Genomic DNA, 23987 nt, shown 5'->3' on the forward strand with positions numbered 1-23987 from the left:
GCGACATCGTGCGATCCGACGGCGGCGGCCGCCGGCATGCTTCACAATAACATATAGACGAATTCGTATTTCTCGATTAGAGCGCGCGAAGGAAGACGTGTTGCGGTTGCCGGCGATCGCGCTTGTCTTTCAGACGATGCGTTCGCCGCGTAGCTGTCTGCCCTGCGTCGAGGATCGAGGACGGAAGTCACGATGACCGTTTCCGAGACCACCCGTCCCAACCGGCTGCCGTGGCCGCCGATGCTGCTGACGCTGGCGGCGCTGGCGTCCATCGGGCTCGGCATGGTGGCGCCGCTGACCTTGCCGCGCGCGCAATCGGTGGTGCTGATCGGCTATGCGGTCGCGGGCCTCGGCATGGGCCTCGATCTATGGGCGATCCTGACCATGCGCAGCGCCCGCACCAACATTCTGCCGCATCGCGCTGCCGGTCGGCTGGTCACCTGGGGACCGTTCCGCTTCAGCCGCAATCCGATCTATCTCGCCAACACCTGGCTGCTGATCGGCATCGGGTTGGCGTTCGGCAATGCCTGGTTCATCCTGTTCGCGCTGCTGTCGGCGGCGGCCGTCGATCGCCTTGCGATCCGGCGCGAGGAACGCCATCTGGCGGTCAAATTCGGCGACGAGTGGATGGACTATTCGTCGAAGACGCCGCGCTGGCTGATCCGATGATCGAAAGCCGTCAAAGGGAGATTTGAATGACCACCAATGTGAAGCAGATGATGGAAGCCGCCAATGCGGCGGTGCCGCGGGTCACCGCGGACCAGGCGCGCGAGATGATGGGCAAGGGCGCCGTGGTGATCGACGTGCGCGACGCGCCCGAGGTCGAGAACAGCGGCAAGGTCGAGGGCTCGTTGCACATCTCGCGCGGCATGCTCGAATTCCGCGCCGATCCGGACACCGCGTTTCACGACAAGCGGCTCGCCAAGGACAGACCGGTGATCGTGTACTGCGCCTCCGGCGGCCGCTCGGCGCTGGCCGGCAAGGTGCTGAAGGACATGGGCTACGCCGAAGTCTACAATCTCGGCGCGTTCAAGGACTGGACCGACGCCGGCGGCGCGATCGAAAAGCCGATCGACCGCGGCATGTGAGCACTGGCGGTTAGTTGGTGGGCGCGACGTTCGAGGTACCCCGAACGTCCGGATTCCGGGTCTGCGCCCCGAGGGGCGCATCCCGGAATGACGAACGACGGGGCGGGCGACGCGAGGCTGGCGAATTGCCGGCATTGACGAATTGCCGTTCCGGCGTTGATGCGACGTGTACAAGGAACCAAATGATTAGCCGGCCTTTGACCTCGACAAACGAGGTACCAGCAAATGTCGGACATCATCATTTTGTTCTGGATGGCTCTGCCCGTGCTGTCCCTTTTGGCGCTGACGATCGGCCTGGTAACAGGGTTGGTCCTGCTGATTTACGGAATCGGCGGGATGATTCCCCGCCGTCCACGTGTCGTCGCGACGCAACGTCATCGCGACCTGACACGACGGCGTGAGCCGAGTCGTTAGAGCCGTTCTGTCCCTGGTGGAATCAGCACTGGCGTTCCGGGGCACTCACCACAGGCACAACCTCATGGTGAGGAGGCGCGAAGCGCCGTCTCGAACCATGCGCCACGGGTCCTGCGTCGCCGCATCCTTCGAGACGCCCGGCTTCGCCGGGCTCCTCAGGATGAGGAGTCCGTGCATCTGGCAACGGCCATATCGCTTCAATCAATCGATGAAGTGCTCTAGCTCACTTCGTCAGAAACTTCCACGCCACTACCACCGCGACCAAAGCGGCGAAGATCAGCAGCGCGGGGACCGGCCTGCGGCCGGTCTGCGGGGCCGGGCGGGCGCCGCGATCGGCGGCGCGGGTGACCTGCGGCTTCGGCGGCTTCTTGAAGCGCACGACATTGTCGACCGGGGCAACACCGGGCTCTGCCGGCGGGGTGCGCGGCTCGGGCTCCGGTGCGTCGCCGGTCCCGCCCATGTCGCTGTAATAGGCCTGGTAGGTCTCGCGCACCGCGATCGCCTTGGATTCGATCTCGCTCATCCGATCGAGCCGTTCGCGATAGCCGTTCAGCACCGTCTGCGCATTCGGGGGCAGCGTGTCGAAGCTGCCGAGCTTCGCCATCATCAACCAGGTGGCGAAATCGGCTTCGGCCCGGGTCCGGGCTTTGCGGGCAATCGTGGTGCTGGACTTGGAGGCCATGGTGATCCGGTTGAGCCGCTCTCCGAAATCGTGCGACTTGATGACGAGGGTGGGACGCATTCCTCAATAGCTGAAAACGCCGGCGCGCGTCAGGGGTTCGTGCCGTCGCAACCAAAACGCGCAGGCGAGGCTGGCGAAGCGGCGGTATGATCGCTACATTGGGACGGCGAGGCTGCGTTTCGCGTCAGGAGCCATATATCCCCGGGGCCTTATCGATCCTTCCGGGAACTGTCCCTGGCCGGGTCCGTGGATCCGGTCACATGGTGCCCACCTACTTTCGTAGGGAACTCCGGGATCGAGCGCTTCAACGGTTATGTGGCTTCGCACTTTGTTCCTCCCTTCCGTTCTCCCGGCTTTTCCGGCCGGTGGCCCCTGCCTATAAGCGGGGATGACCGATCTCTCCGACAGCCCGTCCAAGGATGAACTGCGCGTCGCGGCGCTGGCCCGGCGTCTGGCGTTGTCGAACGAGGCGCGCACCGCGGCCGCCGCGGCGATCGCCGCCCGGGAGTTGCCGTTTGCGGTGCCGACGGGCGCAATCGTCGCCGGTTACGTCCCGATTCGCGGGGAAATCGATCCATTCCCGCTGATGCGGGCGCTGCTGCGACGTGGCGCGAAGCTGGCGCTGCCGGTGGTGACCGGGCAGGGCCGGCCGCTCACATTCTGCGCCTGGTCCGAAGGCGACGTGCTGCAGCGCAGCGAGCTCGGCATTCTGGAGCCGCCGCCCGGCGCGCCGGAGGTGGCCCCTGACATCGTGCTGGCGCCGCTTGCCGCGTTCGATGCGCTCGGACACCGCATCGGCTACGGCGCCGGCCATTACGACCGCACGCTCGCTGCGCTGCGCCGCGCAAAGCCCGTTGTCGCCGCGGGGCTCGCTTTTGCCGTGCAGCAAATCGAGGCGGTGCCCGCCGCCGCCCACGACGTCGCGCTTGATTATGTGATAACGGAGCAGGGCACGCTCATTTTCCGGAGTCGATAGGTTTGCGCATTCTGTTCATCGGCGACGTCGTCGGCAAATCCGGCCGGACCGCAATCGCCGAACATCTGCCCCGAGCGATCCGCGACTGGCAGCTCGATTGCACGATCATCAATGGCGAGAACGCCGCCGGCGGCTTCGGCATCACCGAGGCGATCTACAATGATTTCATCGACGCCGGCGCCGATGCGGTGACGCTCGGCAACCACGCCTGGAATCAGAAGGAGGCGCTGGTGTTCATCGAGCGCGCGCCGCGGCTGATCCGGCCCGCGAACTTCCCGCGCCACACGCCCGGCCGCGGCGCCGCATTGGTCGAGACCCGCAACGGCGCCCGCGTGCTGGTGATCAACGCGATGGGCCGCGTCTTCATGGAGCCGCTGAACGATCCGTTCGCCGCGGTGGCGCGCGAACTCGACGCCTGTCCGCTGCGCGAGGCCGCCGACGCCGTGGTGCTGGATTTCCACGGCGAGGCGTCGAGCGAAAAGCAGGGCATGGGTTACTTCTGCGACGGCCGCGCCAGCCTGGTCGTCGGCACCCACACCCATGTGCCGACCGCCGATCACCAGATCCTGCCCGGCGGCACCGCCTACATGACCGACGCCGGCATGACCGGCGATTATGATTCGGTGATCGGCATGCACAAGGACGAGCCGCTGCAGCGCTTCACCACCGGAATTCCCCAGGGCCGGTTCGAGCCGGCGAACGGCGTCGCGACGATGAGCGGCGTGGCGGTGGAGACCGACGATACGACCGGCCTCGCGACCAGGATCGCGCCGGTCCGGATCGGCGGACGGTTGGAGCCGGCGGTGCCGGCGTTCTGGCTGGGTTAACCGGCTGGGGACTGGGTCGCGCATGGCCGGCGACGATCAGGAAGGGGGCGCTGCGGAAATATCCCGCAACACACGGCAGATCTTAACGTCGCGTTAACCATGTCCTGAAAAGTTGGCGAGCGCTAACGGTTTCTTAACCGCCTCTCCGCGCAGCGGGACATCGCCCTATGACCACGGTCAACACCGGCCTCAATTCCTACGCGCAATATGGCGCGGCCTATGCCCGCAATGCGGTGGCGCAGAACTCGTTGGCGGGTGTGCTGGCTTCGACCAGCGACGATGTGATCTCGTCGAACAGCTCCGCGACCAACCTCACGCTGTCGGCGGCTGCGCGGGCGCAACTCGCCAACGCCGCGGCCTCGAAGGATTTCACCGCCGTCATCAGCGACAGCCGTGCCGCGCTCGACAAGCTCTACACCGCGGCCGGCGTGTCCGGTCCTTATGACGCCAGCGGCAAGCCGACGATCGATCTGTCGTCGCTGGATCGCCGCGCGGTGTACGCGATCGCCGCCAACAGCGGCGGCAAATTCACCGAGGCCGAGCAGACGCTCGCCGCGGTGACGCGGATTGCCGGCTTCAACGCCGCACTGTCGCCCGCGACGCAGACCGCGAAACTCACCGGCGATTACTCCGTTGTCTACAAGGCCGCCGCGGATTATCTCGACGGCGCCAGCAACGAAGAGAAGGCGACGGCGACCTGGACGGCCGAGCGCGCCGCCGTCGCCAAGGGCCTCACTGCGACGCAGAGCGATCCGACCAAGGTGCCCTCGGGGATTTCCGGCGACCCGGTCGCGGCCTATCTGGCGCAATATCCGTCGGGCAGCACGACCACCACCCAGAGCTTCTCCAGCGTCGCCAAATCGACGCGCGCCGCGCTCGACGATCAGGCCAAGTCGGCCGCCGCCGCCGGCAAGGAACTGGTCTACGATCCTGGCCGCAAGGTCGGCCAGATGGCGGATCTGTCGGGGCTCGACAATCGCGCGCTGTCGGCGATTTCGCTCAATCAGGATCAACTGTTTTCCAAGGAAGAGAGCTTCGCCGCCAAGCGTGAACTCGATGGCCGCAACCGGGCGAGCATTCTGACGGCGCTGAAGCAGAGCCAGACCTCGGGCAATCCCGCCGATTTCAGCCTCGGCCTGCTCAATGCCTATTCGGCGATGAGCGCCGAAGAACGCACCGCGACGAACTGGACGCCGGCGTTCCGCGACAATGCGGTGCAGAGCTACAAGGCGACGACGTCGCTGCTGTCGCTGCTGAAGGGCGGCTGAGCGGCGCTCACAGCGTCCCACGCGCGAGCAGCCAAGCGAGTACGACGCCAATCCCGGCCAGCATCACCAGCAGCAGCGCGCTCTGCAGCGTCTGGCGGCCGCCGAACGACAGCGCGTAGCTCGCTTTCAGGATGTTGTTGGACGAGGCCGCGATCAGCACCGCGATCGCCACCGCGTGGTCGCCGATCCCGGCGGTGCCGCCCTGGGCGAGGTTGAGGACGAACGGATCGATGTCGGCGAAGCCGACGATCGCCGCCAGCCAATAGATGCCCTCGGTGCCGAATTCCGTCTTCACCCAGGTCGAGGCGAGCGAGATCAGCACGAACATCGCCGCGAACGCCGCGGCGGTGCCGAGTTCGAGCGGATTGCCGCGCCCCGCCGCCCCGCGCGATTCGGCGGCCGGCGCCTTGATCAGCCAGTATTGCAGCGCGGCGGTCGACAGCGCCAATGCGGCGAGGCCGGCCATCGGCACCACGAGCTGGCGCGCCAGTGCCAGATTGAACACCGCGATGATCGCCAGAATGCGCAGATACATGATGCCGGTGGCGAGCGTGATTCCAGCGAGCGCCTGCCGGCGCGAGGCCGGGTCGGCATTCGCCTGCCGCGCCAGCACCACCGTGGTGGCGGTCGACGAATACAGCCCGCCCAGCGCCGGCATCCACAGGCCGCGCGCCGCCCTCGGCCAGTAGCGCTGCGCCAGATAGCTCGCATAGGACAGGGTGCAGACCAGCGTCAGCGCCAGCCAGGCCTGCCGCGGCGTGATGCTGGTGAGCGTCGTTACCGGCTCGGCCGGCAGCAGCGGCAGCACCACGCCGGTCAGAATCAGGAACTGACCCGCCGTGGTGATTTCCTTCATGTCGATGCGGCGCGCCAGCGTGTGCAGCCGGTCGCGCCCGGTCAGCAGCAGCACCGCGACCACGGTGACGCCGACCGCGACCCAATGCGGCAGCGCCAGCGCCACCGCGCCGAGCAGATAGGCGTGCACGTTGAGCAGCAGCACCACCAGCCCGGCATTGCGCTCGCCTTTCTCGTCGCGCTCGCGCAGATGCACGCCGTAGAACATCGCGAGCCAGACGCCGAGCACGAGGAGTCCGCCGGTGAACGGGATCAGGTGTGTCGGATCGAACAAATACAGCATTCCGCCGCCGAGCGAGAGCAGCGGAAAGGTGCGGATGCCACCGGGGCGCGCGGAGCTCGTCTTCGCGAAGAAATCCTCGAACGCGAAGCCGAGAAAGAAGCTCAACAGCAGCAGCAGGCCGAGGCTATGGAAAGACGGCGTCGCAATCATGGGGGTGCCCGGCCGATGCGGTGGCGAAGCCAGCGCGCTCAACGGCTGCCGAACCAGGGATCGGCTCGGCGATCAAACACTGTAGCAGGGCCGGTGAGGTGGGAGAAGGTGTGCCGGACTGTTCGCGTCGGCCTGTCGTTCGACGTCTGACCAAAACAGAAGAACCCCGCCCGGGCGGGGGACGGGGCGGGGCTCTCTGATCCGGTCGCATGATATGCGCCGGATATCGTTCAAGTGTCGTCCACCTGAACGAACCGAAATCCGGAGATGCGATCAGACATCCGGAGATGTCCGTCGTCATTGAAGCAATGCCCGCCGCGGCGCGGTGTTCCTGAGAAACTCGGCCGAGATGGGTTTTTTGCGCGATGGGAACCTTGGCGCGGCCGCGGCGTCACCAGTCGGCGCCTGTATCGCTCACGGCCCCCGCCCGCTACAAATCCGCCTGCGAATCGATCTCGATATCCCCCATCCGGAGACAACTGCCATGACAATCACCGCTGCCCACATTCCCGCCATTGTTGCGCTGATCGCCGGTATCCTGATTCTGGTGATGCCGCGGCTGCTCAACATCGTGGTGGCGATCTATCTGATCTGCGTCGGACTGATCGGCCTGGGGGCGCTTCGCTTCTTGCACCTTTAGTCGGCAGGAGGGCGCCCAGCTTGCTTGCATCCGCCAAAACGTGGTGTATAGCGGCCCAATCTATTTCTCTCTTGCGGACCGTTGAAAGCCATGGCCAAAGCCGCTTCCAAGACCAAGAAGACCGCTTCGAAATCGAAGCCTTCCGCAGCGAAGTCTTCCGCAGCGAAGTCTTCCTCAGCCAAGTCTTCAGGCAAGTCGCGCAGCAAGCCTGCAGTCGCGCCGGCCCGGAAGGCATCGGCCAAGGCTTCGCCGAAGCCGGCGCCGAAAGCCGCCGCCAAGGCGGTTAGCAAGCCAGTGGCGAAGCCGGTTTCCAAGGCCAAGCCCGCTTCCGAGACCAAGCCCGTTTCCAAGACCAAGCCCGTTTCCAAGGCGACGGCGGTCGCCCGGGCCGTCGCAAAGGCGGTCGTGAATGCGGTGGTCAAGCCGGCTGCGAAGCCGGCCAAGGCCGCTGCGAAACCGGTCAATGCGCCGAAGGCCGGCAAGTGGGTCTACACCTTCGGCGACGGCAAGGCCGACGGCAAGTCGAGCATGCGCGACCTGCTCGGCGGCAAGGGCGCCAACCTCGCCGAGATGGCCAATCTCGGTCTGCCGGTGCCGCCCGGTTTCACGATTCCGACCTCGGTCTGCACCTATTTCTACGCCAACGGCAAAACCTATCCGAAGGAGCTGAAGACCCAGGTCGAGCGCGCGCTCGACCATGTCGGCAAGCTGACCGGCAAGAGCTTCGGCGACGGCGAGAATCCGCTGCTGGTATCGGTGCGCTCCGGCGCTCGCGCCTCGATGCCGGGCATGATGGACACCGTGCTCAATCTCGGCCTGAACGACCAGACCGTCGAAGCGCTGGCGCTGAAGTCTGGCGACCGTCGCTTCGCCTATGACAGCTATCGCCGCTTCATCACGATGTATTCCGACGTGGTGCTCGGCCTCGAGCATCATCATTTCGAGGAAATCCTCGACAGCTACAAGGACAGCAAGGGCTACACGCTCGACACCGACCTCGACGCCGACGACTGGGTTGCGCTGGTCGGCCAGTACAAGGAAGCGGTCGCCCGCGAAATCGGTCAGGACTTCCCGCAGGATCCGCATGCCCAGCTGTGGGGCGCGATCGGCGCGGTGTTCTCGTCGTGGATGAACGCGCGCGCGGTGACCTATCGCCGCCTGCACGACATTCCGGAGTCCTGGGGCACCGCCGTCAACGTGCAGGCGATGGTGTTCGGCAATATGGGCGAGACCTCGGCCACCGGCGTCGCCTTCACCCGCAATCCCTCGACCGGCGAGAGCCGGCTGTACGGCGAATTCCTGATCAACGCCCAGGGCGAGGACGTCGTCGCCGGCATCCGCACGCCGCAGGACATCACCGAACACGCGCGACTCGAATCCGGCTCCGACAAGCCGTCGATGGAAGTCGCGATGCCCGACGCCTTCCAGGAACTGACGCGGATCTACACCCTGCTGGAAAAGCACTACCGCGACATGCAGGACATGGAATTCACCGTCGAGCAGGGCAAGCTGTGGATGCTGCAGACCCGCGGCGGCAAGCGCACCGCCAAGGCGGCGCTGCGGATCGCGGTCGAACTCGCGAGCGAAGGCCTGATCAACAGGAAGGACGCGATCAGCCGGATCGAGCCCGGCTCGCTCGACCAGTTGCTGCACCCGACGATTGATCCGAACGCCAAGCGCGACGTCATCGCCACCGGCCTGCCGGCGTCGCCGGGCGCCGCCTCGGGCGAGATCGTGTTCTCGTCGGACGAGGCCGCCAAGCTGCAGGCCGACGGCCGCAAGGTTATCCTGGTCCGGATCGAGACCAGCCCCGAAGACATTCACGGCATGCACGCCTCGGAAGGCATTCTCACCACCCGCGGCGGCATGACCTCGCACGCCGCCGTGGTGGCGCGCGGCATGGGCAAGCCCTGCGTGTCGGGATGCGGTTCGATCCGCGTCGATTACGGCCGCGGCACGATGACGATCGGCGCGCGCACCTTCAAGACCGGCGACATCATCACCATCGACGGTTCGGTCGGCCAGGTGCTGGCCGGGCGGATGCCGATGATCGAGCCCGAATTGTCGGGCGACTTCACCACCCTGATGGGCTGGGCCGATCAAGTCCGCAAGCTCAAGGTCCGCGTCAACGCCGACACCCCGGTCGATGCGCGCACCGCGATCAAGTTCGGCGCCGAAGGCATCGGCCTGTGCCGCACCGAGCACATGTTCTTCGAAGAGACCCGCATCCGCACGGTGCGCGAGATGATTCTCGCCGAGGACGAGCAGTCCCGCCGCGCCGCGCTGGCCAAGCTGCTGCCGATGCAGCGCGCCGACTTCGTCGAACTGTTCGAGATCATGAAGGGCCTGCCGGTCACGATCCGGCTGCTCGATCCGCCGCTGCACGAATTCCTGCCGCACAGCCACGCCGAGATCGAGGAAGTCGCCCGCGCGATGAATGCCGATCCGCGCCGGCTCGCCGATCGCGCCCGCGACCTGTCCGAGTTCAACCCGATGCTCGGCTTCCGCGGCTGCCGTCTGGCGATCGCCTATCCGGAGATCGCCGAGATGCAGGCCCGCGCCATCTTCGAGGCCGCGGTCGAAGCCGAGAAGCGCACCGGCGACGCCGTCGGGCTCGAAGTGATGGTGCCGCTGATCGCGACCCGTGCCGAATTCGACATGGTCAAGGCCCGGATCGACGCCACCGCGCATGCGGTGTCGCGCGAGACCGGCGCCAAGCTGACCTATCAGGTCGGCACCATGATCGAGCTGCCGCGCGCCTGCCTGATGGCCGGCGACGTCGCCGAGACCGCCGAGTTCTTCTCGTTCGGCACCAACGATCTGACGCAGACCACTTACGGCATCAGCCGCGACGACGCCGCGAGCTTCCTCGGCACCTATATCGAGAAGGGCATCTTCGCGGTCGACCCGTTCGTCTCGGTGGACCGCGACGGCGTCGGCGAATTGGTGAAGATCGGCGTCGAACGCGGCCGCAAGACCCGCCCGGATCTCAAGGTCGGGATCTGCGGCGAGCACGGCGGCGATCCCGCCTCGGTCGCGTTCTGCCACGAGATCGGCCTCAATTACGTGTCGTGCTCGCCCTATCGCGTGCCGATCGCGCGCCTCGCGGCGGCCCAGGCCGCGCTCGGCAAGGCGATCAGCAGCCAGGCGTAACAGGCTGGGGTAACATTCAGGCGGAGTGCTCGAGCCGTAACGCTCGGCAGTCACACACACTCAGCCGTCATCACCCGCGAAAGCGGGTGATCCTGTATCGCAGAGCGTTCTTTGTAAGTCGCTCGCGCCCTGGAATACTGGGTCGCCCGGTCAAGTCGGGCGATGAAGTGGGTGGTTGTCGACATCACGGCCGGGATCTCGCCCCCGCGTTGTCGTTTCGCCCGACGCGCAGATCATCCTTCATTGCGAGACGCGTCGCCAAAGTTCCCGTCATTGCGATGACGGGGAGAGGTCCTGCCCGGTCGCAGTGTCTGGCGAGGCGTATTCCTCCGGTCCGCCCCGGATCTTCCGCACCGCCGCGAAATATGCGATCCTCTGGTCGTGAACCTGCTTCTCACCATACGCCGGCTGCTGGCGGCCGTGATGGTCGCGGGCCTCGTGCTGGCGCCGCTGGCCCGGCCTGCGATGGCCGACGCGCCTTCGGCCGCGCCGCCGGCGACGGCCATGCATGGGATGACGGATCACGTGATGGCAGGCCATTTGGCGGCCGTGCCGTCGGTGGGCGCGATGTCCGCTGCGGTCGTCGACGAGATGGCCGAGATGCCGTGCTGTCCATCCGAGGCGCCGTCGACTCCTGTCGATTGCGGTAAGTGCCTGTCGATGGCGGGCTGTTCCTCCAGTTTCCTGACCGGGATGCCGGGCACGGTCGCATTGCCGTTGAGGGTCGCCACGATCGGCGCGCAAATGCCGACGAACGATTTCCGGCCCGACGGCCTCGGCCACCCGCCACCCGAATATCCGCCTCGATCGCTGGTCTGAGCGGCGCTGACGCGCCGTCTGCCGTCGCGTGACGTTTCGCGCGACGCGATTCATGCCGCCTTGCGGTCTGACCAACGCTTTCGAGGTATTGAAAAATGAAGACTCTGCTTTCGCGCCCCCTTCGGGCCGCGCTCGTCGCCGTGGCCGTGTTCGGCGCGACCACCGTCTCCCATGCCGACATCAAGGACTACGAGTTCCGTCTCATCGAGCCGACCGTCGGTGTCGGCCGCGACAAGCTCGTTTCCGTGCAACTGATCAACAAGGCTACCGGCAAGCCGGTGCCCGACGCGGTGATCTTCGCGATGCGCCTCGATATGGCGCCGGACGGGATGGCCGAAATGGCGACCAAGATCGTGCGCGAACCCGGCGGCGATCCCGGAACCTATCGCTTCAAGGCCGCCTTCGGCATGGAAGGCCGCTGGCTGCTGTCGCTCGGCGCCAAGGTGCAGGGCGAGACCGGCACGGTTGAAGGCAAGCTCGTCATCACGGCGAACAAGTGACGCGCATCGCCCTCGCGGCCGGCGCCACCGCGATCATCGCGGTGGCGGCCGGCAGCATGCCGGGTGTCCGCGAGCACCTGACCTTCACCGCTGCGATGATCGCGCCCGCGTCCGCGCAGAGCAGCGACGAACCGGCTTACTATCAGGACCCGGACGGCAAGCCGTCCTATTCGCTGGCGCCGCGCAAGACGTCCGACGGGCGCGACTACCGCGCCGTGCCGGCCAGCGCCGATCTGAACTTCGACGATGACGTCCCCGTCGCGCCGCCGCAGGTGGTCGCGACGGATCGCAAGATCAAATTCTATCGCAATCCGATGGGGCTGGCCGATATCTCGCCGGTGCCGAAGAAGGACTCGATGGGGATGGACTACATCCCGGTCTACGAGGGCGACGACACCGACGACGGGTCGGTGAAACTGTCGCCGGGGAAAATCCAGCGTACCGGCGTCAAATCCGAAGCCGCCGCCCAGCGCGTCATCCGCACCACGATCCGCGCGCCCGGCGTGATCCAGCTCGACGAACGCCGGGTCTCGGTGATTGCGATGAGGTCCGAGAGCTTCATTCAGAAGATCGCCGACGTCACCACCGGCAGCCGCGTCGCCAGGGGCCAGCCGCTGATGGAGGTCTACAGTGCGGCGATTTCGGCCGCGGCGGCCGAATACATGGCCACGGTCAACTCGAAAACCGTCGGCGGCGTTGCGGCCTTCGGGCGTGGTTCGCGGCAGCGGCTGGTCAATCTCGACGTTCCCGAGGCGGCGATCGCCGCGATGGAGACCAGCCGCACCGCGCCGGTCAAGATCGAATGGTCTGCCCCGCGCGACGGCGTCGTTCTGGAGCGAAACGCCACCGAGGGCATGCGGGCGCAGCCCGGCGACGTGCTGTTCCGTATTGCCGATATTTCGCGGCTGTGGGCCACCATCGATGTCGCCGAGCGGGATCTCGGCGCCGTGGCGCTCGGCCAACCCGTCATCGTCCGTGCCCGCAGCTATCCGGGTCGCGAATTCACGGGCGAGGTGAAGCTGGTCTATCCGCAGATCAGCAAGGAGACCCGAACCGCACGGATCAGAATCGAACTGGCCAATCCGGATCTCGCGCTGCTGCCCGACATGTATGTCGACGCCGAGATCGATACCGGCGGCGCGCAACCCGTTCTGGCGGTGCCGGACAGCGCCATCCTGGATTCCGGCAGCAAGCAGGTGGTGTTCATCGACAAGGGCGAAGGGCGTTACGAGCCGCGCAGCATCAAGCCCGGCCGTCGCGGAAGGGAATATGTCGAGATCCGCGAAGGTCTCGCCGAGGGCGATCGCGTCGTCGTCTCGGCCAATTTCCTGATCGACGCGGAGAGTAATCTGAACGCCGCGCTGAAGAGCTTCTCGGACGCGGGAGCCAAGCCATGATCGCCCGCCTGATCGCGTGGTCCGCGCGCAATCTGCTGCTGGTGCTGTTCGGCGCCGGTTTCGCCGCGGCCGCCGGCCTCTACGCCGTGACCCATCTGCCGCTCGACGCGATCCCCGATCTGTCCGACACGCAAGTGATCGTCTACACCGAATATCCCGGTCAGGCGCCGCAAGTGATCGAGGATCAGGTCACCTATCCGCTGACCACCGCGATGCTCACCGTGCCGCGCTCGAAAGTGGTGCGCGGTTTTTCGTTCTTCGGCGCGTCGTTCGTCTACGTCATCTTCGAGGACGGCACCGACATCTACTGGGCGCGCTCGCGCGTGCTCGAATTCCTCAACGGCGCGTCGTCCCGGCTGCCCGCCGGCGTGACGCCCACCATCGGCCCCGACGCCACCGGGGTCGGCTGGGTCTATCAATACGCGGTGATCTCGAAAGAGCTGAACCTCGCCGATACGCGCGCGATCCAGGACTGGAACCTGAAATTCGCGCTGGCCAAGGCCGAAGGCGTCGCCGAGGTCGCCAGCGTCGGCGGCTTCGTCCGGCAGTACAACGTCGTCCTTGATCCGCAACGGATGCGCGATCTCGGCATCACCATGTCGAAGATACGCGACGCGATCCGCGCCAGCAACGCCGACGTCGGCGGGCGGACCGTCGAACTGTCGGAATTCGAATACATCATTCGCGGCAAGGGCTATCTGAAAGGCATCAACGACCTCGGCGATATCGTGCTGAAGAGCGCGGGCGGCACGCCGGTTCTGCTGCGCGACGTCGCCCGCGTCGAACTCGGCCCCGACGAGCGGCGCGGCATCGCCGAACTGAACGGCGAGGGCGAGGTAGCCAGCGGCATCGTGCTGCAGCGGTTCGGGGTCAACGCGCTGAGCGTGATCGACAACGTCAAGAAGCGCTTCGAGGAGATCGCCTCGAGCCTGCCGAGCTCCGTCGAAATCGTTCCGGTCTATGACCGCTCCAATCTGATCGACGCCGCGATCGCCACGCTCAAGAGCACTCTGATCGAGGAGTGCATCGTGGTGGCGCTGGTCTGCATCGTGTTCCTGCTGCATGTCCGCAGCGCGCTGGTGGCGATCATCATGCTGCCGGTCGGCATCCTGATGGCATTCGGCGTCATGAAGCTGCTGGGCATCGGCGCCAACATCATGAGTCTCGGCGGCATCGCGATCGCGATCGGCGCGATGATCGACGCGGCGATCGTGATGATCGAGAACGCCCACAAGCATCTGGAGCGGGCGCCGCCGGAGAGGCCCCGTGTCGAAGTCCTGATCGAGGCCGCCGCCGAGGTCGGCCCGGCGCTGTTCTTCAGCCTGCTGATCATCACCGTGTCGTTCCTGCCGATCCTCACGCTGGAATCGCAGGAGGGGCGGCTGTTCAGTCCGCTGGCGTTCACCAAGACCTTCGCGATGGCGGCGGCCGCCCTGTTGTCGGTGACGCTGGTGCCGGCGCTGATGGTGATCTGCGTCCGCGGCCGGATCGTTCCGGAGCACAGAAACCCGATCAATCGGGCGCTGATCTGGATCTATCGTCCGGTGATCAAGGCGGTGATGAACGCCAAGCTGATCGTGATCCTCGCCGCGGTGGCGATCCTCGCCGTCACGGTCTGGCCGGCGCGCCAACTCGGCACCGAGTTCATGCCGACCCTCGACGAAGGCACGCTGCTGTATATGCCGACGACGCTGCCCGGCATTTCGGTGACCAAGGCGGCCGAACTGCTGCAGACTCAGGACCGCATCATCCGTTCGTTCCCGGAGGTCGCCTCGGTGTATGGCAAGGCCGGCCGCGCCGCGACCGCGACCGATCCGGCGCCGTCGGAGATGTTCGAAACCATCATCAACCTGAAGCCGAAGCAGCAGTGGCGCGCGGGCGTGACGATCGACAGCCTCACTGCCGAGATGGATCGCGCGCTGCAGTTCCCCGGCGTCTCCAACGCCTGGACGATGCCGATCAAATCGCGGATCGACATGCTGTCCACCGGCATCCGCACCCCGGTCGGCGTCAAGGTGATCGGTAACGATCTCGAAGCGCTCGAAGGGCTGGCGAAACAGATCGAGCAGGTGCTGAAGGCCGTGCCCGGGACGTCGTCGGCCTATGCCGAACGCGCGCTCGGCGGTTACTACCTCGATATCACGCCGGACCGCGCCGCCCTGGCGCGCTACGGCATCAGCATCCAGGACGTCCACGACGTGATCGCGACCGCGCTCGGCGGCCAGACCGTGACGACCACGGTCGAGGGCCGGCAGCGCTTCGGCGTCAACATGCGCTATCCGCGCGATCTGCGCGGCTCGGCCCGGGCGATCGCCAGCGAGGTGCTGGTGTCGATGCCGAACGGCGGCGCGGTGCCGCTCGGCGAGATCGCGACCGTCGCGCCGACGCGCGGCCCGACCTCGATCCGCACCGAGAACGGCCAGCTCGCGGTCTACGTCTATGTCGATATCCGGGATCGCGACCTCGGCAGCTACGTTGCGGACGCGCAGAACGCGGTGAAGGCGAGCATCGCGTTTCCGGCCGGCTCCTACGTGGTCTGGAGCGGTCAGTACGAATATCTCGAGCGCGCCGCGGCGCGGCTGAAGATCGTCGTGCCGGCGACGCTGGCGATCATCTTCCTGCTGCTCTATCTGAATTTCCGCTCGGTGGCCGATACCTTGATCGTGATGCTGTCGCTGCCGTTCGCGCTGGTCGGCGGCGTCTGGCTGATGTGGGCGCTCGGCTTCAACCTGTCGGTCGCCGTGGTGGTCGGCTTCATCGCACTGGCCGGCGTCGCCGCCGAGACCGGGGTGGTGATGCTGATCTATCTCAATCACGCGCTGGCCGAGATCGCAGCGAACCGCGCCGCAGAGGGCGTGGCGCTCACCCGTCGCGATATCGCCGAAGCGATCATGCGCGGCGCGGTGGAGCGGGTGCGGCCGAAGATGATGACGGTGGTGGCGATCATGGCGGGGCTGCTGCCGATCATGTGGAGCACGGGAGCCGGCTCGGAGATCATGCAGCGGATCGCGTTGCCGATGATCGGCGGCATGATCTCGTCCACGCTGCTCACGCTGATCGTGATCCCCGCGATCTACGCGCTGGTCAAGGGTTTCGCCCTGCGCGGATCGAGCGCGATCGCGGCTCCACTACCGACGCGTGATGCGGTGGGGTGATGCGCTCGTCCCCCGGCTCGAATCCGGGGGGGCATCTGCGCCTCGCAACGGAACGTTCAGCACGTCTGTTGACGTGCTGTTTACGACTTTCAAGAAGTCCGCGTTTACCAAGGGTTTCGATCGCTACGCGGCGAGGTGAGGGAACTCTTGCGTGTGGCTCGCGGGCATCGGCGATTAACGCACGAGCAACTTTAATCGGATAACAACAGAAACGATCGACTTGTCCGTAACGGTTGGTCGATCCCAGTAAGCGTTGCGTGAGCGTATCGATGTCAGTCATGCGTAACCGGTCGAAGGGCGCACGGATTGCGTCCTTCGGCCTGGGACTCTGTGTATTCGCAGTGTTCCCGACCGAAATCGGCTATCAGGATATCGCCTCGCTGCTGGTCCGCCAGCCGGGAGTGACCGAGCGTTGGCAGAAGCGGATGTTCGCTTCCGCGGTCGGTTCGATCCAGGTCGCGACCTTCTCGTTCGGTCGTCCGATCGGCACCTGGACGCCGCAGGGCTCGACCTATCGGCTCGCCAGCCTCGACGGCAAGCTCGGCCTGCCCGGCGCGATGACCCGCAATCCGCTGGCGCAGCCGCCGCAGCGCTATCAGGCGTCCGATTTCCCGGCGGTGGATCGCACGCTGAAGGGTGATCGCCTCGCGATCTTCAAGCCGGAGCCCGCGACGCCCGACGAGCAGGCGCCGTCCGCGACCGACGATTCGAATGCGCCGAACATCGCCGGCGCCAAGATCGCCTCGCACACGCCGGTCGACCATTCGCCGCTCGACCCGGAGCTCGCCGAAGCGCTGCAGTCCGAGCCGCTGACCCAGTACGACGCGGCGCATGCGCCGGGATCCGATTCGCCGCACGCAGCCGGGCCGGCCGATGCCGCCGGCGCGCCGCCGCGCGATCCGTTCACCTTCAAGACATCGAGCCTGTTCTTCGGCACGGGCTCGCTCGGCGGACTGGATGAATCGCTCGAGCAGTGGCAGCCCGGCGAAGAGCCGATCATCGTCACGCCGCACGGCGCCGATCCGGACATGAAATCGCCGCTGCGGTCGGCGACGGCCGTCGCTCCGGAAGCGGCCGGCGAAAGCGTCGCCGGCAAGGGTGAGGTCAATATCGATCATCACGCCCGGACGCCCGCCCAGCGGCTCGGCCTGTTCGATTCCAAGCTGCGCGCCAAGCACGAGAAGTGCCTCGCCGAGGCGGTGTATTTCGAAGCGCGGGGTGAAAAAGTGCGCGGCCAGATCGCGGTGGCGCAGGTGGTGCTGAACCGCGCCTTCTCGGGCTTCTATCCGACCAACGTCTGTGGCGTGGTGTATCAGAACAAGCACCGGCGGCTCGCCTGTCAGTTCACCTTCGCCTGCGATCGCGTCGCCGACGTCGTGCGTGAGCCGGAGATGTGGGATCGCGCCAGGCGGATCGCCGCGGCGATGCTCGACGGCAAGCTGTGGCTGCCGGAAGTGGCGAAGTCGACGCACTACCACGCCTATTGGGTGCGGCCGTCCTGGGTGCACGAGATGAAGAAGATGTACAAGACCGGCGTGCACACCTTCTATCGCCCGCGCAAATGGGGCGACGGCAGCGACGCCCCGAGCTGGGGCGACGCCGCCCAAACCGCCGCCATTTCCGCCCAACTCTCCGAAGCCGCCAAGAGCTCGGCCGAGATCAGCGCGAAGAACTGAGGCGCGTATTCCTCTCGAGTCATTCCGGGGCGCGCGCAGCGCGAACCCGGACGCTCGATCGGTTGAAAACCTCCGCAGCTCGACGTCCTCGCGCCGAGTCACAGCGCGCTCCCTCTCCCGCTTGCGGGAGAGGGCTGGGGTGAGGGCGACCCGAGCACAGAGTCAGTTCTTCGCGGAGAGGAGTGCCCTCACCCGGATCGCTGCGCGATCCGACCTCTCCCGCAAACGGGAGAGGTTGCGCAATGAACTACGCATCGATATCCAGTGCCACGTCGAAATTCGGCGCGGAGTGAGTCAGCGCGCCGGCGGATGCGTAGTCGACGCCGGTCCCGGCGATCGCCCGGATCGAGTCGCGGGTGACGCCGCCTGAGGCTTCCAGCACCACGCGGCCTTGCGCCATCGCCACGGCGCGCTTCAGCGTGTCGATGTCCATGTTGTCGAGCAGCACGACGTCGGCCATGCCGGTGTCGAGCACCTCGCGCAACTGCTCCAGCGTATCGACTTCGATCTCGATCTTGACCAGATGGCCGATCTTGGAGCGCGCGCCTTCGAGCACCGGGCGAATGCCGCCGGCGACCGCGATGTGATTGTCCTTGATCAGGATCGCGTCATCCAGGCCGAAGCGATGGTTGAAACCGCCGCCGCAGCGCACAGCGTATTTCTCCAGCGCGCGCAGCCCCGGCGTGGTCTTGCGGGTGCAGCAGATCCGCATCTTGGTGCCGGATGTGTGGCGGACGTAGTCCGCGGTCAGCGTGGCGATGCCCGACAGCCGGCCGACGAAATTCAGCGCCGTTCGCTCGCCGGACAGGATCGCCCGGGCCGGCCCCGACATCGTCAGCAGGTTGATGCCGGCCGCGACCGCTTCGCCGTCACGCACATGGGCAGTGATGGCGATGTCGGGAGACAGCCGCTGAAACGCCTCGACCGCCAGCGGCAGCCCGGCGATCACGCCGGCCTGCCGCGCCACCATGATCGCATGGGCCTTGGTCTTCTCTGGAATCGTCGCGATCGAGGTGACGTCGCCGGCGCGACCGAGATCTTCGTCGAGCGCGCGGCGAATGGCGTCTTCGATCGCCAGCGGCGAGAGGAAGGCATCGGGATGCAGCAAAGTGGTCGGCATCATGAGAGCTGCTCCTGGGCAGTCGGGCGGGAGGGGTCAGGCGAGCGCGGTTTGCGCCCTTGTCGGAAACGGCAGGATGGTCGCGCCATTCGTCAGCGCGGCGGTGCGCTCGCGGGCCTGGGCGAGCGTGGTGATGCTGCGCTCCGCCAGCGCCGGATTCTCCATCGGAAAGTCGGAGCGAAAATGCGCGCCGCGGCTCTCGGTCCGCGCCAGCGCCGCGGTCGCGACCAGCAGCGCCGTTGTCGCCATGTTGGTCAGCGCGATCGAGCCTGCCTCGGCTTCCAGCGCCGCGAAGGCCCGCACCGCCTCGGTCAGGCCGTCGCGGTCGCGGATCACGCCGACCTTGGCCGACATCGTCGCGCGCAGGCTCTGCTCCTGCGCCGGGTCGTGCACCTCGTCGCGCGCGGGCGCGCTCGGATCGAACCGGCCGGTCGCCGCGCGCAATTCGGCGCCGGCGATGTCTTCGGCGATCCGCGCCGCATACACCACGGCCTCGAGCAGCGAGTTAGAGGCCAGCCGGTTGGCGCCGTGCGCGCCGGTGCAGGACACTTCGCCGGCGGCCCACAGCCCCTTCAGCGAAGTGCGGCCGCGCGTGTCCACCGCGACGCCGCCCATGTGGTAGTGCGCCGCCGGCGCGATCGGAATCGGCTGCGTCGCCGGGTCGATGCCGGCGGAGATGCAGCTCTCGTACACGGTCGGAAATTCGTGCGCGAACTTCGCTCCAATCGCCTGCGTTGCATCGAGAAACGCGCCGCGGCCCGCCGCGACTTCGGCGAACACGCCGCGCGCGACGATGTCGCGCGGCGCCAGCTCGGCGAGCGGATTCAGCGCCGGCATGAAGCGATCGCCGCGGCCGTTGATCAGCGCCGCGCCCTCGCCACGCAGCGCCTCGGTGGCGAGCGGCGCGGGATCGCGGCCGACCATGATGGCGGTCGGATGAAACTGCATGAATTCCGGATCGGCGATCACCGCGCCGGCGCGTGCGGCGATCGCCAGGCCCTGACCGGAGGCTTCCGGCGGGTTGGTCGTCACCGCGTAGAGATGCCCGATGCCGCCGGTCGCCAGCACCACGGCCCGCGCCGCGATCGCCACCGGCGGGGTGAGGACGCTGCCGGCGCGGCGCAGTCGCAGCCCGGTGACGGCGTCGCCGTCGGTCAGCAGCGCTTCGGCGCACCAGCCTTCGAGTACGCGGACCGACGGCGTCGCGCGCACGGCTTCGATCAGTGCGGTGATGATCGCCTTGCCGGCCATGTCGCCGCGGACATGGACGATCCGCCGCGCCGAATGCGCCGCCTCGCGCGCCACCGCGAGCCGACCTTCGAGGTCGCGATCGAACGGCACGCCGTAGGCGAGCAGATCGTGGATGCGCGCCGAGGCTTCCTGCGCGAGTCCGAGCGCGACTGCCTCGTCGACCAGGCCGGCGCCGACCGCGATGGTGTCGGCCGCATGCGATTCCGCGGTGTCGCCCTCGCCGACCGCGGCGGCGATGCCGCCCTGCGCCCAGGCGGTCGAGGCGCCTTCGCCGAGCGGCGCCGAGGTGATCACCGTCACCGGCCGCGGCGCCAGCTTCAGTGCACAGAACAGGCCGGCGAGGCCGCCGCCGACGATGACGATGTCACCATGGGCGCCGAGCGCTTCAATTTCGGGTGAGAAACCCATCGGGGTGGTCCGATCCTCAGCCTGCGTCCGCGGAACGTCGTTGCGTGGACCGCGAGGTGGAGACGGCGACCGCCATGAAAGGCCGCCGTCCAGGACGCCGCAGCTAGCGGCTCAGTTCGTCAGATTGATCATCCGCTCCACCGAGCGCCGCGCGGGCGCCACGATGGCGGGGTCGACCGTCACTTCCTCGCGCAGATACACCAGGCTGTCGAGGATCTTCGCCAGCGTGATCCGCTTCATGTGCGGGCACAGATTGCACGGCCGCACCATCTCGACGTCGCGCAGCTCGGCCTGGACGTTGTCGGCCATCGAGCATTCGGTGATCATCACCACCCGCTTGGGATGCCTGGTCTTGACCCAGTCGATCATGTGCGCGGTCGAGCCGGTGAAGTCGGCCTCGGCCAGTACGTCCGGCGGGCATTCCGGATGCGCGATGATCATCACGCTCGGATCGGCCTCGCGATAGCTGCGCAGCTCGTCGCCGGTGAAGCGCTCGTGCACTTCGCAGGCGCCCTTCCAGGCGATGATCTTCACCTTGGTCTGCGACGCGACGTACTTCGCCAGATACTGATCCGGCACCATGATCACGCGATCGACGCCGAGGCTCTCCACCACCTTCACGGCGTTGGACGAGGTGCAGCAGATGTCGACCTCGGCCTTCACGTCGGCCGAAGTGTTGACATAGGCGACCACCGGAACGCCGGGAAACTTCTCGCGCAACAGGCGAACGTCTTCTCCGGTGATGCTCGACGCCAGCGAGCAGCCGGCGCGCGAATCCGGGATCAGCACGCGCTTCTCCGGATTGAGGATCTTCGAGGTCTCCGCCATGAAATGCACGCCGCATTGCACGATCGTCGAGGCTTTGACTTTCGTCGCCTCGACCGCAAGCTGCAGCGAGTCGCCGACGATGTCGGCGACGCAGTGGAAGATCTCGGGCGTCTGGTAGTTGTGCGCCAGGATCACGGCGTCGCGCTCGCGCTTCAGCTCGTTGATCGCCTTGACGTAGGGCGCCATGAACGGCCACTCGACCGGCGGGATCACGTTCTGCACGCGCGCATAAAGATGCGCGGTCGCAGCCTCGACCTCGGGCGTCCATTCGAGCTGCGGCATCGGCAGGGCGCGCGCCTTTTCCACCGCGCTCAGCGGCGCGCGGGCGAGCGACGACTGACGCGCATGCGGCGGCAGGCCGAAATTTTCCGGGCCATAGAGATCAGCAAGCGGCATCGAGGCCTCCCTGGTAACGCACCCAGAATATACTCATTTTGAGCATATTCTGGGTCTGAGAAATCCGGCCACGACGGGCCGGCAACTTCCATGCAGTGTTGAAGCGCTTTCCGAGTCTTCCGCGTCCCCGCGCCCCCGCGCCCCGTCTCGGAAACCCATGAGGATGCGACTTATCCTCAAACAGAGCAAATCTAATATAACATGCAGACTACGGTTCCGCCAGTGGCCCAAAGGATCAAATCGTCACGGCAACTCGCCGGATTTGCATCGCTGCAGCGCAACGCGATCTTTACAGCCGGGCCGCATTTTCTCTAACTCACGTCGGCATTCAGAAGCACAAAACAAGGGGAGCGGAATGGCGACGTTCAAGGCGATCAGAATCGAGAAGGCCGAGAAGGGCACCACCGCGGCGCTGGCGCAGTTCGACGATAACGAACTGATGGAAGGCGACGTCACCGTCGCGGTCGAATGGTCGACGCTGAACTACAAAGACGGTCTGGCGCTGACCGGCAAGGCGCCGGTGGTGCGGCGATTTCCGATGATCGCCGGCATCGATCTCGCCGGCACCGTTCTCGACTCCACGCACCCGGACTGGAAGGCCGGCGACAAGGTCGTCTGCAACGGCTGGGGCATGGGCGAGACCCATCTCGGCGCCTATGCGGAGAAGGCGCGCGTCAAGGGCGACTGGCTGGTGCGGCTGCCGGACGGACTCTCCGCGCGCGACGCGATGGCGATCGGCACCGCCGGCTACACCGCGATGCTCAGCGTGCTGGCGCTGGAGAAGCACGGCCTGACGCCGAAGGACGGACCGGTGGTCGTCACCGGCGCCGCCGGCGGCGTCGGCTCGGTGGCGATCGCGCTGTTGTCGAAGCTCGGCTATCACGTCATCGCCTCGACCGGCCGCACCTCCGAAGAGGCCTATCTGCGCGACCTCGGGGCCGCCGAGATCATCGACCGCAACGAGCTGTCCGGGCCCGCCAAGCCGCTGGCGAAGGAGCGCTGGGCCGGCGGCATCGACAGCGTCGGATCGACCACGCTGGCGAACCTGCTGTCGATGACCAAGTATCGCGGCGCGATCGCCGCCTGCGGCCTCGCCGCCGGCATGGATCTGCCGGGCTCGGTGGCGCCTTTCATTTTGCGCGGGGTGTGTCTTTACGGCATCGACTCGGTGATGTGCCCGCTGTCGGACCGCCAACAGGCATGGTCGCGGCTCGCGGGCGATCTGGACCGCGCTAAACTGGCGGAAATCACCCAGGAAATCGGACTGGACGAGGTGATCGGCGCAGGCGCCAAGGTTCTGGCGGGCCAAGTCCGCGGTCGAATCGTGGTGAAAATCGCGTAGCGTTCAGACTTTACCAACCAAGCTGCGCCAATGTTGCCGCAGTTTGTATGGTAAGGAGTGGGTTAACGAGTTCGACCCGCGCCAGTAGGAGTTCAGGCATGTTTGCGCGTTTCGTATACGGAGCCTTGATGGCCGGCGCCACCGTTCTGCCGGCGATGGCAGGGTCGATGACCGCAGACGAGGCGCGCAAATTCGTCGCCAACAAGGTGTTCGCCTTCACCTGCTTCGATGGCACCCGCGGCGCAGGCCGGGTGTTCGAAGACGGCGGTGCCGCCGGCGCGGTGCAGTTTTCCGGATCCGGTCCCAACCGCTTCATGAGGCTTCCCGGAAACACCTTGCAGGTGCGCGGCCAGTCGATCTGCGCGTCGATCAAGGGCATCCCGTTCAACCCCTGCTTCAATCTCGACAAGACCGGCGAGCGCAGCTTCCGCGGATCGGTGTCCGGCATGGGCTTCGCCTATTGCGACTTCCGCCATCAGGGGGCCGGCCGGATGATGATGGCGCGGGCGATCTCGAGCTCGCAGCCGCGTTCTCTGCATGCGCCCGGCACCCGCCAGGCCGATGCGTCGCGCCACACCGAGGTCACCGGCAGGGTGCCGACCCCGCGCGTCGAGGCGGCGCGGCTCGACCCGCCGAAGGTCGATGCCTCCAGGGTCGAAGCCGCGTCCGAACTGCGCCGCTCGACCGACTGAGCGGCTTCCGCTGTCCGCGACGGGACGGCGACGCCGGAGCAGTTCTGTTCCGATGGAATCAGCACTG

The 23987-nt window shown here is 66.6% G+C and carries 21 protein-coding genes and 1 other RNA gene; 16 read left to right on the forward strand and 6 right to left on the reverse strand.

The window, feature by feature from the left end; genetic code table 11:
- The first annotated feature begins 192 nt into the window (after nt 1-192).
- From SR870_RS22315 to SR870_RS22325, 3 genes are all read left to right on the forward strand, one after another.
- Nucleotides 193-669 (forward strand): isoprenylcysteine carboxylmethyltransferase family protein, encoded by a 477-nt coding sequence (locus tag SR870_RS22315; RefSeq protein ID WP_322515679.1) that lies wholly within the window; start codon nt 193-195, stop codon nt 667-669.
- 26 nt (nt 670-695) lie between these two features.
- Nucleotides 696-1088 (forward strand): rhodanese-like domain-containing protein, encoded by a 393-nt coding sequence (locus SR870_RS22320; RefSeq protein ID WP_322515680.1) that lies wholly within the window; start codon nt 696-698, stop codon nt 1086-1088.
- Between the two features lie 225 nt (nt 1089-1313).
- Entirely contained in the window at nt 1314-1502 is a 189-nt protein-coding gene (locus tag SR870_RS22325; RefSeq protein WP_322515681.1) for a hypothetical protein, read from the forward strand.
- Nucleotides 1503-1725: 223 nt separating this feature from the next.
- On the opposite strand, the gene SR870_RS22330 is transcribed toward SR870_RS22325, so the two are convergent.
- A complete protein-coding gene (locus SR870_RS22330; RefSeq protein WP_416221178.1) occupies nt 1726-2184 on the reverse strand; it encodes a hypothetical protein in 459 nt (152 codons plus the stop codon).
- 166 nt (nt 2185-2350) lie between these two features.
- Between SR870_RS22330 and ssrS the strand changes: the two genes are divergently transcribed.
- The 4 genes from ssrS to SR870_RS22350 all read left to right on the forward strand — a co-directional run bounded on the left by ssrS (nt 2351) and on the right by SR870_RS22350 (nt 5255).
- Nucleotides 2351-2510, forward strand: a non-coding RNA gene (gene ssrS, locus SR870_RS22335) — 6S RNA.
- A gap of 62 nt (nt 2511-2572) precedes the next feature.
- Nucleotides 2573-3160: a 5-formyltetrahydrofolate cyclo-ligase gene (locus tag SR870_RS22340; protein ID WP_322515683.1), complete on the forward strand. Its 588-nt coding sequence runs from the start codon at nt 2573-2575 to the stop codon at nt 3158-3160.
- A 2-nt stretch (nt 3161-3162) separates the two neighbouring features.
- The gene (locus tag SR870_RS22345) at nt 3163-3987 is read left to right on the forward strand and encodes a TIGR00282 family metallophosphoesterase (RefSeq protein ID WP_322515684.1); all 825 of its coding nucleotides are present in this window, start codon (nt 3163-3165) and stop codon (nt 3985-3987) included.
- A 167-nt stretch (nt 3988-4154) separates the two neighbouring features.
- Entirely contained in the window at nt 4155-5255 is a 1101-nt protein-coding gene (locus tag SR870_RS22350) for a hypothetical protein (RefSeq protein ID WP_322515685.1), read from the forward strand.
- Nucleotides 5256-5262: 7 nt separating this feature from the next.
- On the opposite strand, the gene SR870_RS22355 is transcribed toward SR870_RS22350, so the two are convergent.
- Nucleotides 5263-6543, reverse strand: a complete 1281-nt coding sequence (locus SR870_RS22355) for a DUF4010 domain-containing protein (RefSeq protein WP_322515686.1) — start codon at nt 6541-6543, stop codon at nt 5263-5265.
- A 484-nt stretch (nt 6544-7027) separates the two neighbouring features.
- Here SR870_RS22355 and SR870_RS22360 point away from each other — a divergent pair, with 484 nt between their 5' ends.
- On the forward strand, nt 7028-7183 hold the full coding sequence (locus SR870_RS22360; protein WP_011439997.1) for a DUF3096 domain-containing protein: 156 nt from the start codon (nt 7028-7030) through the stop codon (nt 7181-7183).
- Here the strand turns inward: SR870_RS22360 and SR870_RS22365 are convergent.
- Nucleotides 7180-7503, reverse strand: a complete 324-nt coding sequence (locus SR870_RS22365; RefSeq protein WP_322515687.1) for a hypothetical protein — start codon at nt 7501-7503, stop codon at nt 7180-7182. The genes SR870_RS22360 and SR870_RS22365 overlap by 4 nt on opposite strands.
- Before the next feature lie 94 nt (nt 7504-7597).
- Here SR870_RS22365 and ppdK point away from each other — a divergent pair, with 94 nt between their 5' ends.
- The 6 genes from ppdK to SR870_RS22395 all read left to right on the forward strand — a co-directional run bounded on the left by ppdK (nt 7598) and on the right by SR870_RS22395 (nt 17883).
- Complete coding sequence (gene ppdK, locus SR870_RS22370; RefSeq protein ID WP_322518349.1) at nt 7598-10336, forward strand: pyruvate, phosphate dikinase; 2739 nt, start codon at nt 7598-7600, stop codon at nt 10334-10336.
- A 381-nt stretch (nt 10337-10717) separates the two neighbouring features.
- A complete protein-coding gene (locus tag SR870_RS22375; RefSeq protein ID WP_322515688.1) occupies nt 10718-11155 on the forward strand; it encodes a hypothetical protein in 438 nt (145 codons plus the stop codon).
- Between the two features lie 95 nt (nt 11156-11250).
- The gene (locus SR870_RS22380; RefSeq protein ID WP_322515689.1) at nt 11251-11655 is read left to right on the forward strand and encodes a FixH family protein; all 405 of its coding nucleotides are present in this window, start codon (nt 11251-11253) and stop codon (nt 11653-11655) included.
- A complete protein-coding gene (locus SR870_RS22385) occupies nt 11652-13052 on the forward strand; it encodes an efflux RND transporter periplasmic adaptor subunit (protein WP_322515690.1) in 1401 nt (466 codons plus the stop codon). Before SR870_RS22380 ends, SR870_RS22385 begins: the two co-directional genes overlap by 4 nt.
- Entirely contained in the window at nt 13049-16207 is a 3159-nt protein-coding gene (locus SR870_RS22390) for a CusA/CzcA family heavy metal efflux RND transporter (protein WP_322515691.1), read from the forward strand. The genes SR870_RS22385 and SR870_RS22390 overlap by 4 nt, the downstream gene beginning before the upstream one ends.
- A gap of 269 nt (nt 16208-16476) precedes the next feature.
- Nucleotides 16477-17883: a cell wall hydrolase gene (locus tag SR870_RS22395; protein ID WP_322515692.1), complete on the forward strand. Its 1407-nt coding sequence runs from the start codon at nt 16477-16479 to the stop codon at nt 17881-17883.
- Between the two features lie 247 nt (nt 17884-18130).
- Here SR870_RS22395 and nadC read toward each other — a convergent pair whose 3' ends face one another.
- From nadC to nadA, 3 genes are all read right to left on the reverse strand, one after another.
- Nucleotides 18131-19006 carry a carboxylating nicotinate-nucleotide diphosphorylase gene (gene nadC / locus SR870_RS22400; protein WP_322515693.1) on the reverse strand — a complete coding sequence of 292 codons (876 nt, stop codon included), beginning with the start codon at nt 19004-19006 and terminating at the stop codon, nt 18131-18133.
- A 33-nt stretch (nt 19007-19039) separates the two neighbouring features.
- On the reverse strand, nt 19040-20662 hold the full coding sequence (locus SR870_RS22405) for an L-aspartate oxidase (protein WP_322515694.1): 1623 nt from the start codon (nt 20660-20662) through the stop codon (nt 19040-19042).
- A 111-nt stretch (nt 20663-20773) separates the two neighbouring features.
- Nucleotides 20774-21886: a quinolinate synthase NadA gene (nadA, locus tag SR870_RS22410; RefSeq protein WP_322515695.1), complete on the reverse strand. Its 1113-nt coding sequence runs from the start codon at nt 21884-21886 to the stop codon at nt 20774-20776.
- Between the two features lie 355 nt (nt 21887-22241).
- Here nadA and SR870_RS22415 point away from each other — a divergent pair, with 355 nt between their 5' ends.
- Nucleotides 22242-23228, forward strand: a complete 987-nt coding sequence (locus SR870_RS22415) for an MDR family oxidoreductase (RefSeq protein WP_322515696.1) — start codon at nt 22242-22244, stop codon at nt 23226-23228.
- A gap of 98 nt (nt 23229-23326) precedes the next feature.
- Nucleotides 23327-23920 carry a hypothetical protein gene (locus SR870_RS22420; RefSeq protein ID WP_322515697.1) on the forward strand — a complete coding sequence of 198 codons (594 nt, stop codon included), beginning with the start codon at nt 23327-23329 and terminating at the stop codon, nt 23918-23920.
- The last annotated feature ends 67 nt before the right edge of the window (nt 23921-23987 follow it).

The sequence above is a fragment of the Rhodopseudomonas palustris genome, assembly GCF_034479375.1.
Lineage (GTDB): Bacteria > Pseudomonadota > Alphaproteobacteria > Rhizobiales > Xanthobacteraceae > Rhodopseudomonas > Rhodopseudomonas palustris_M.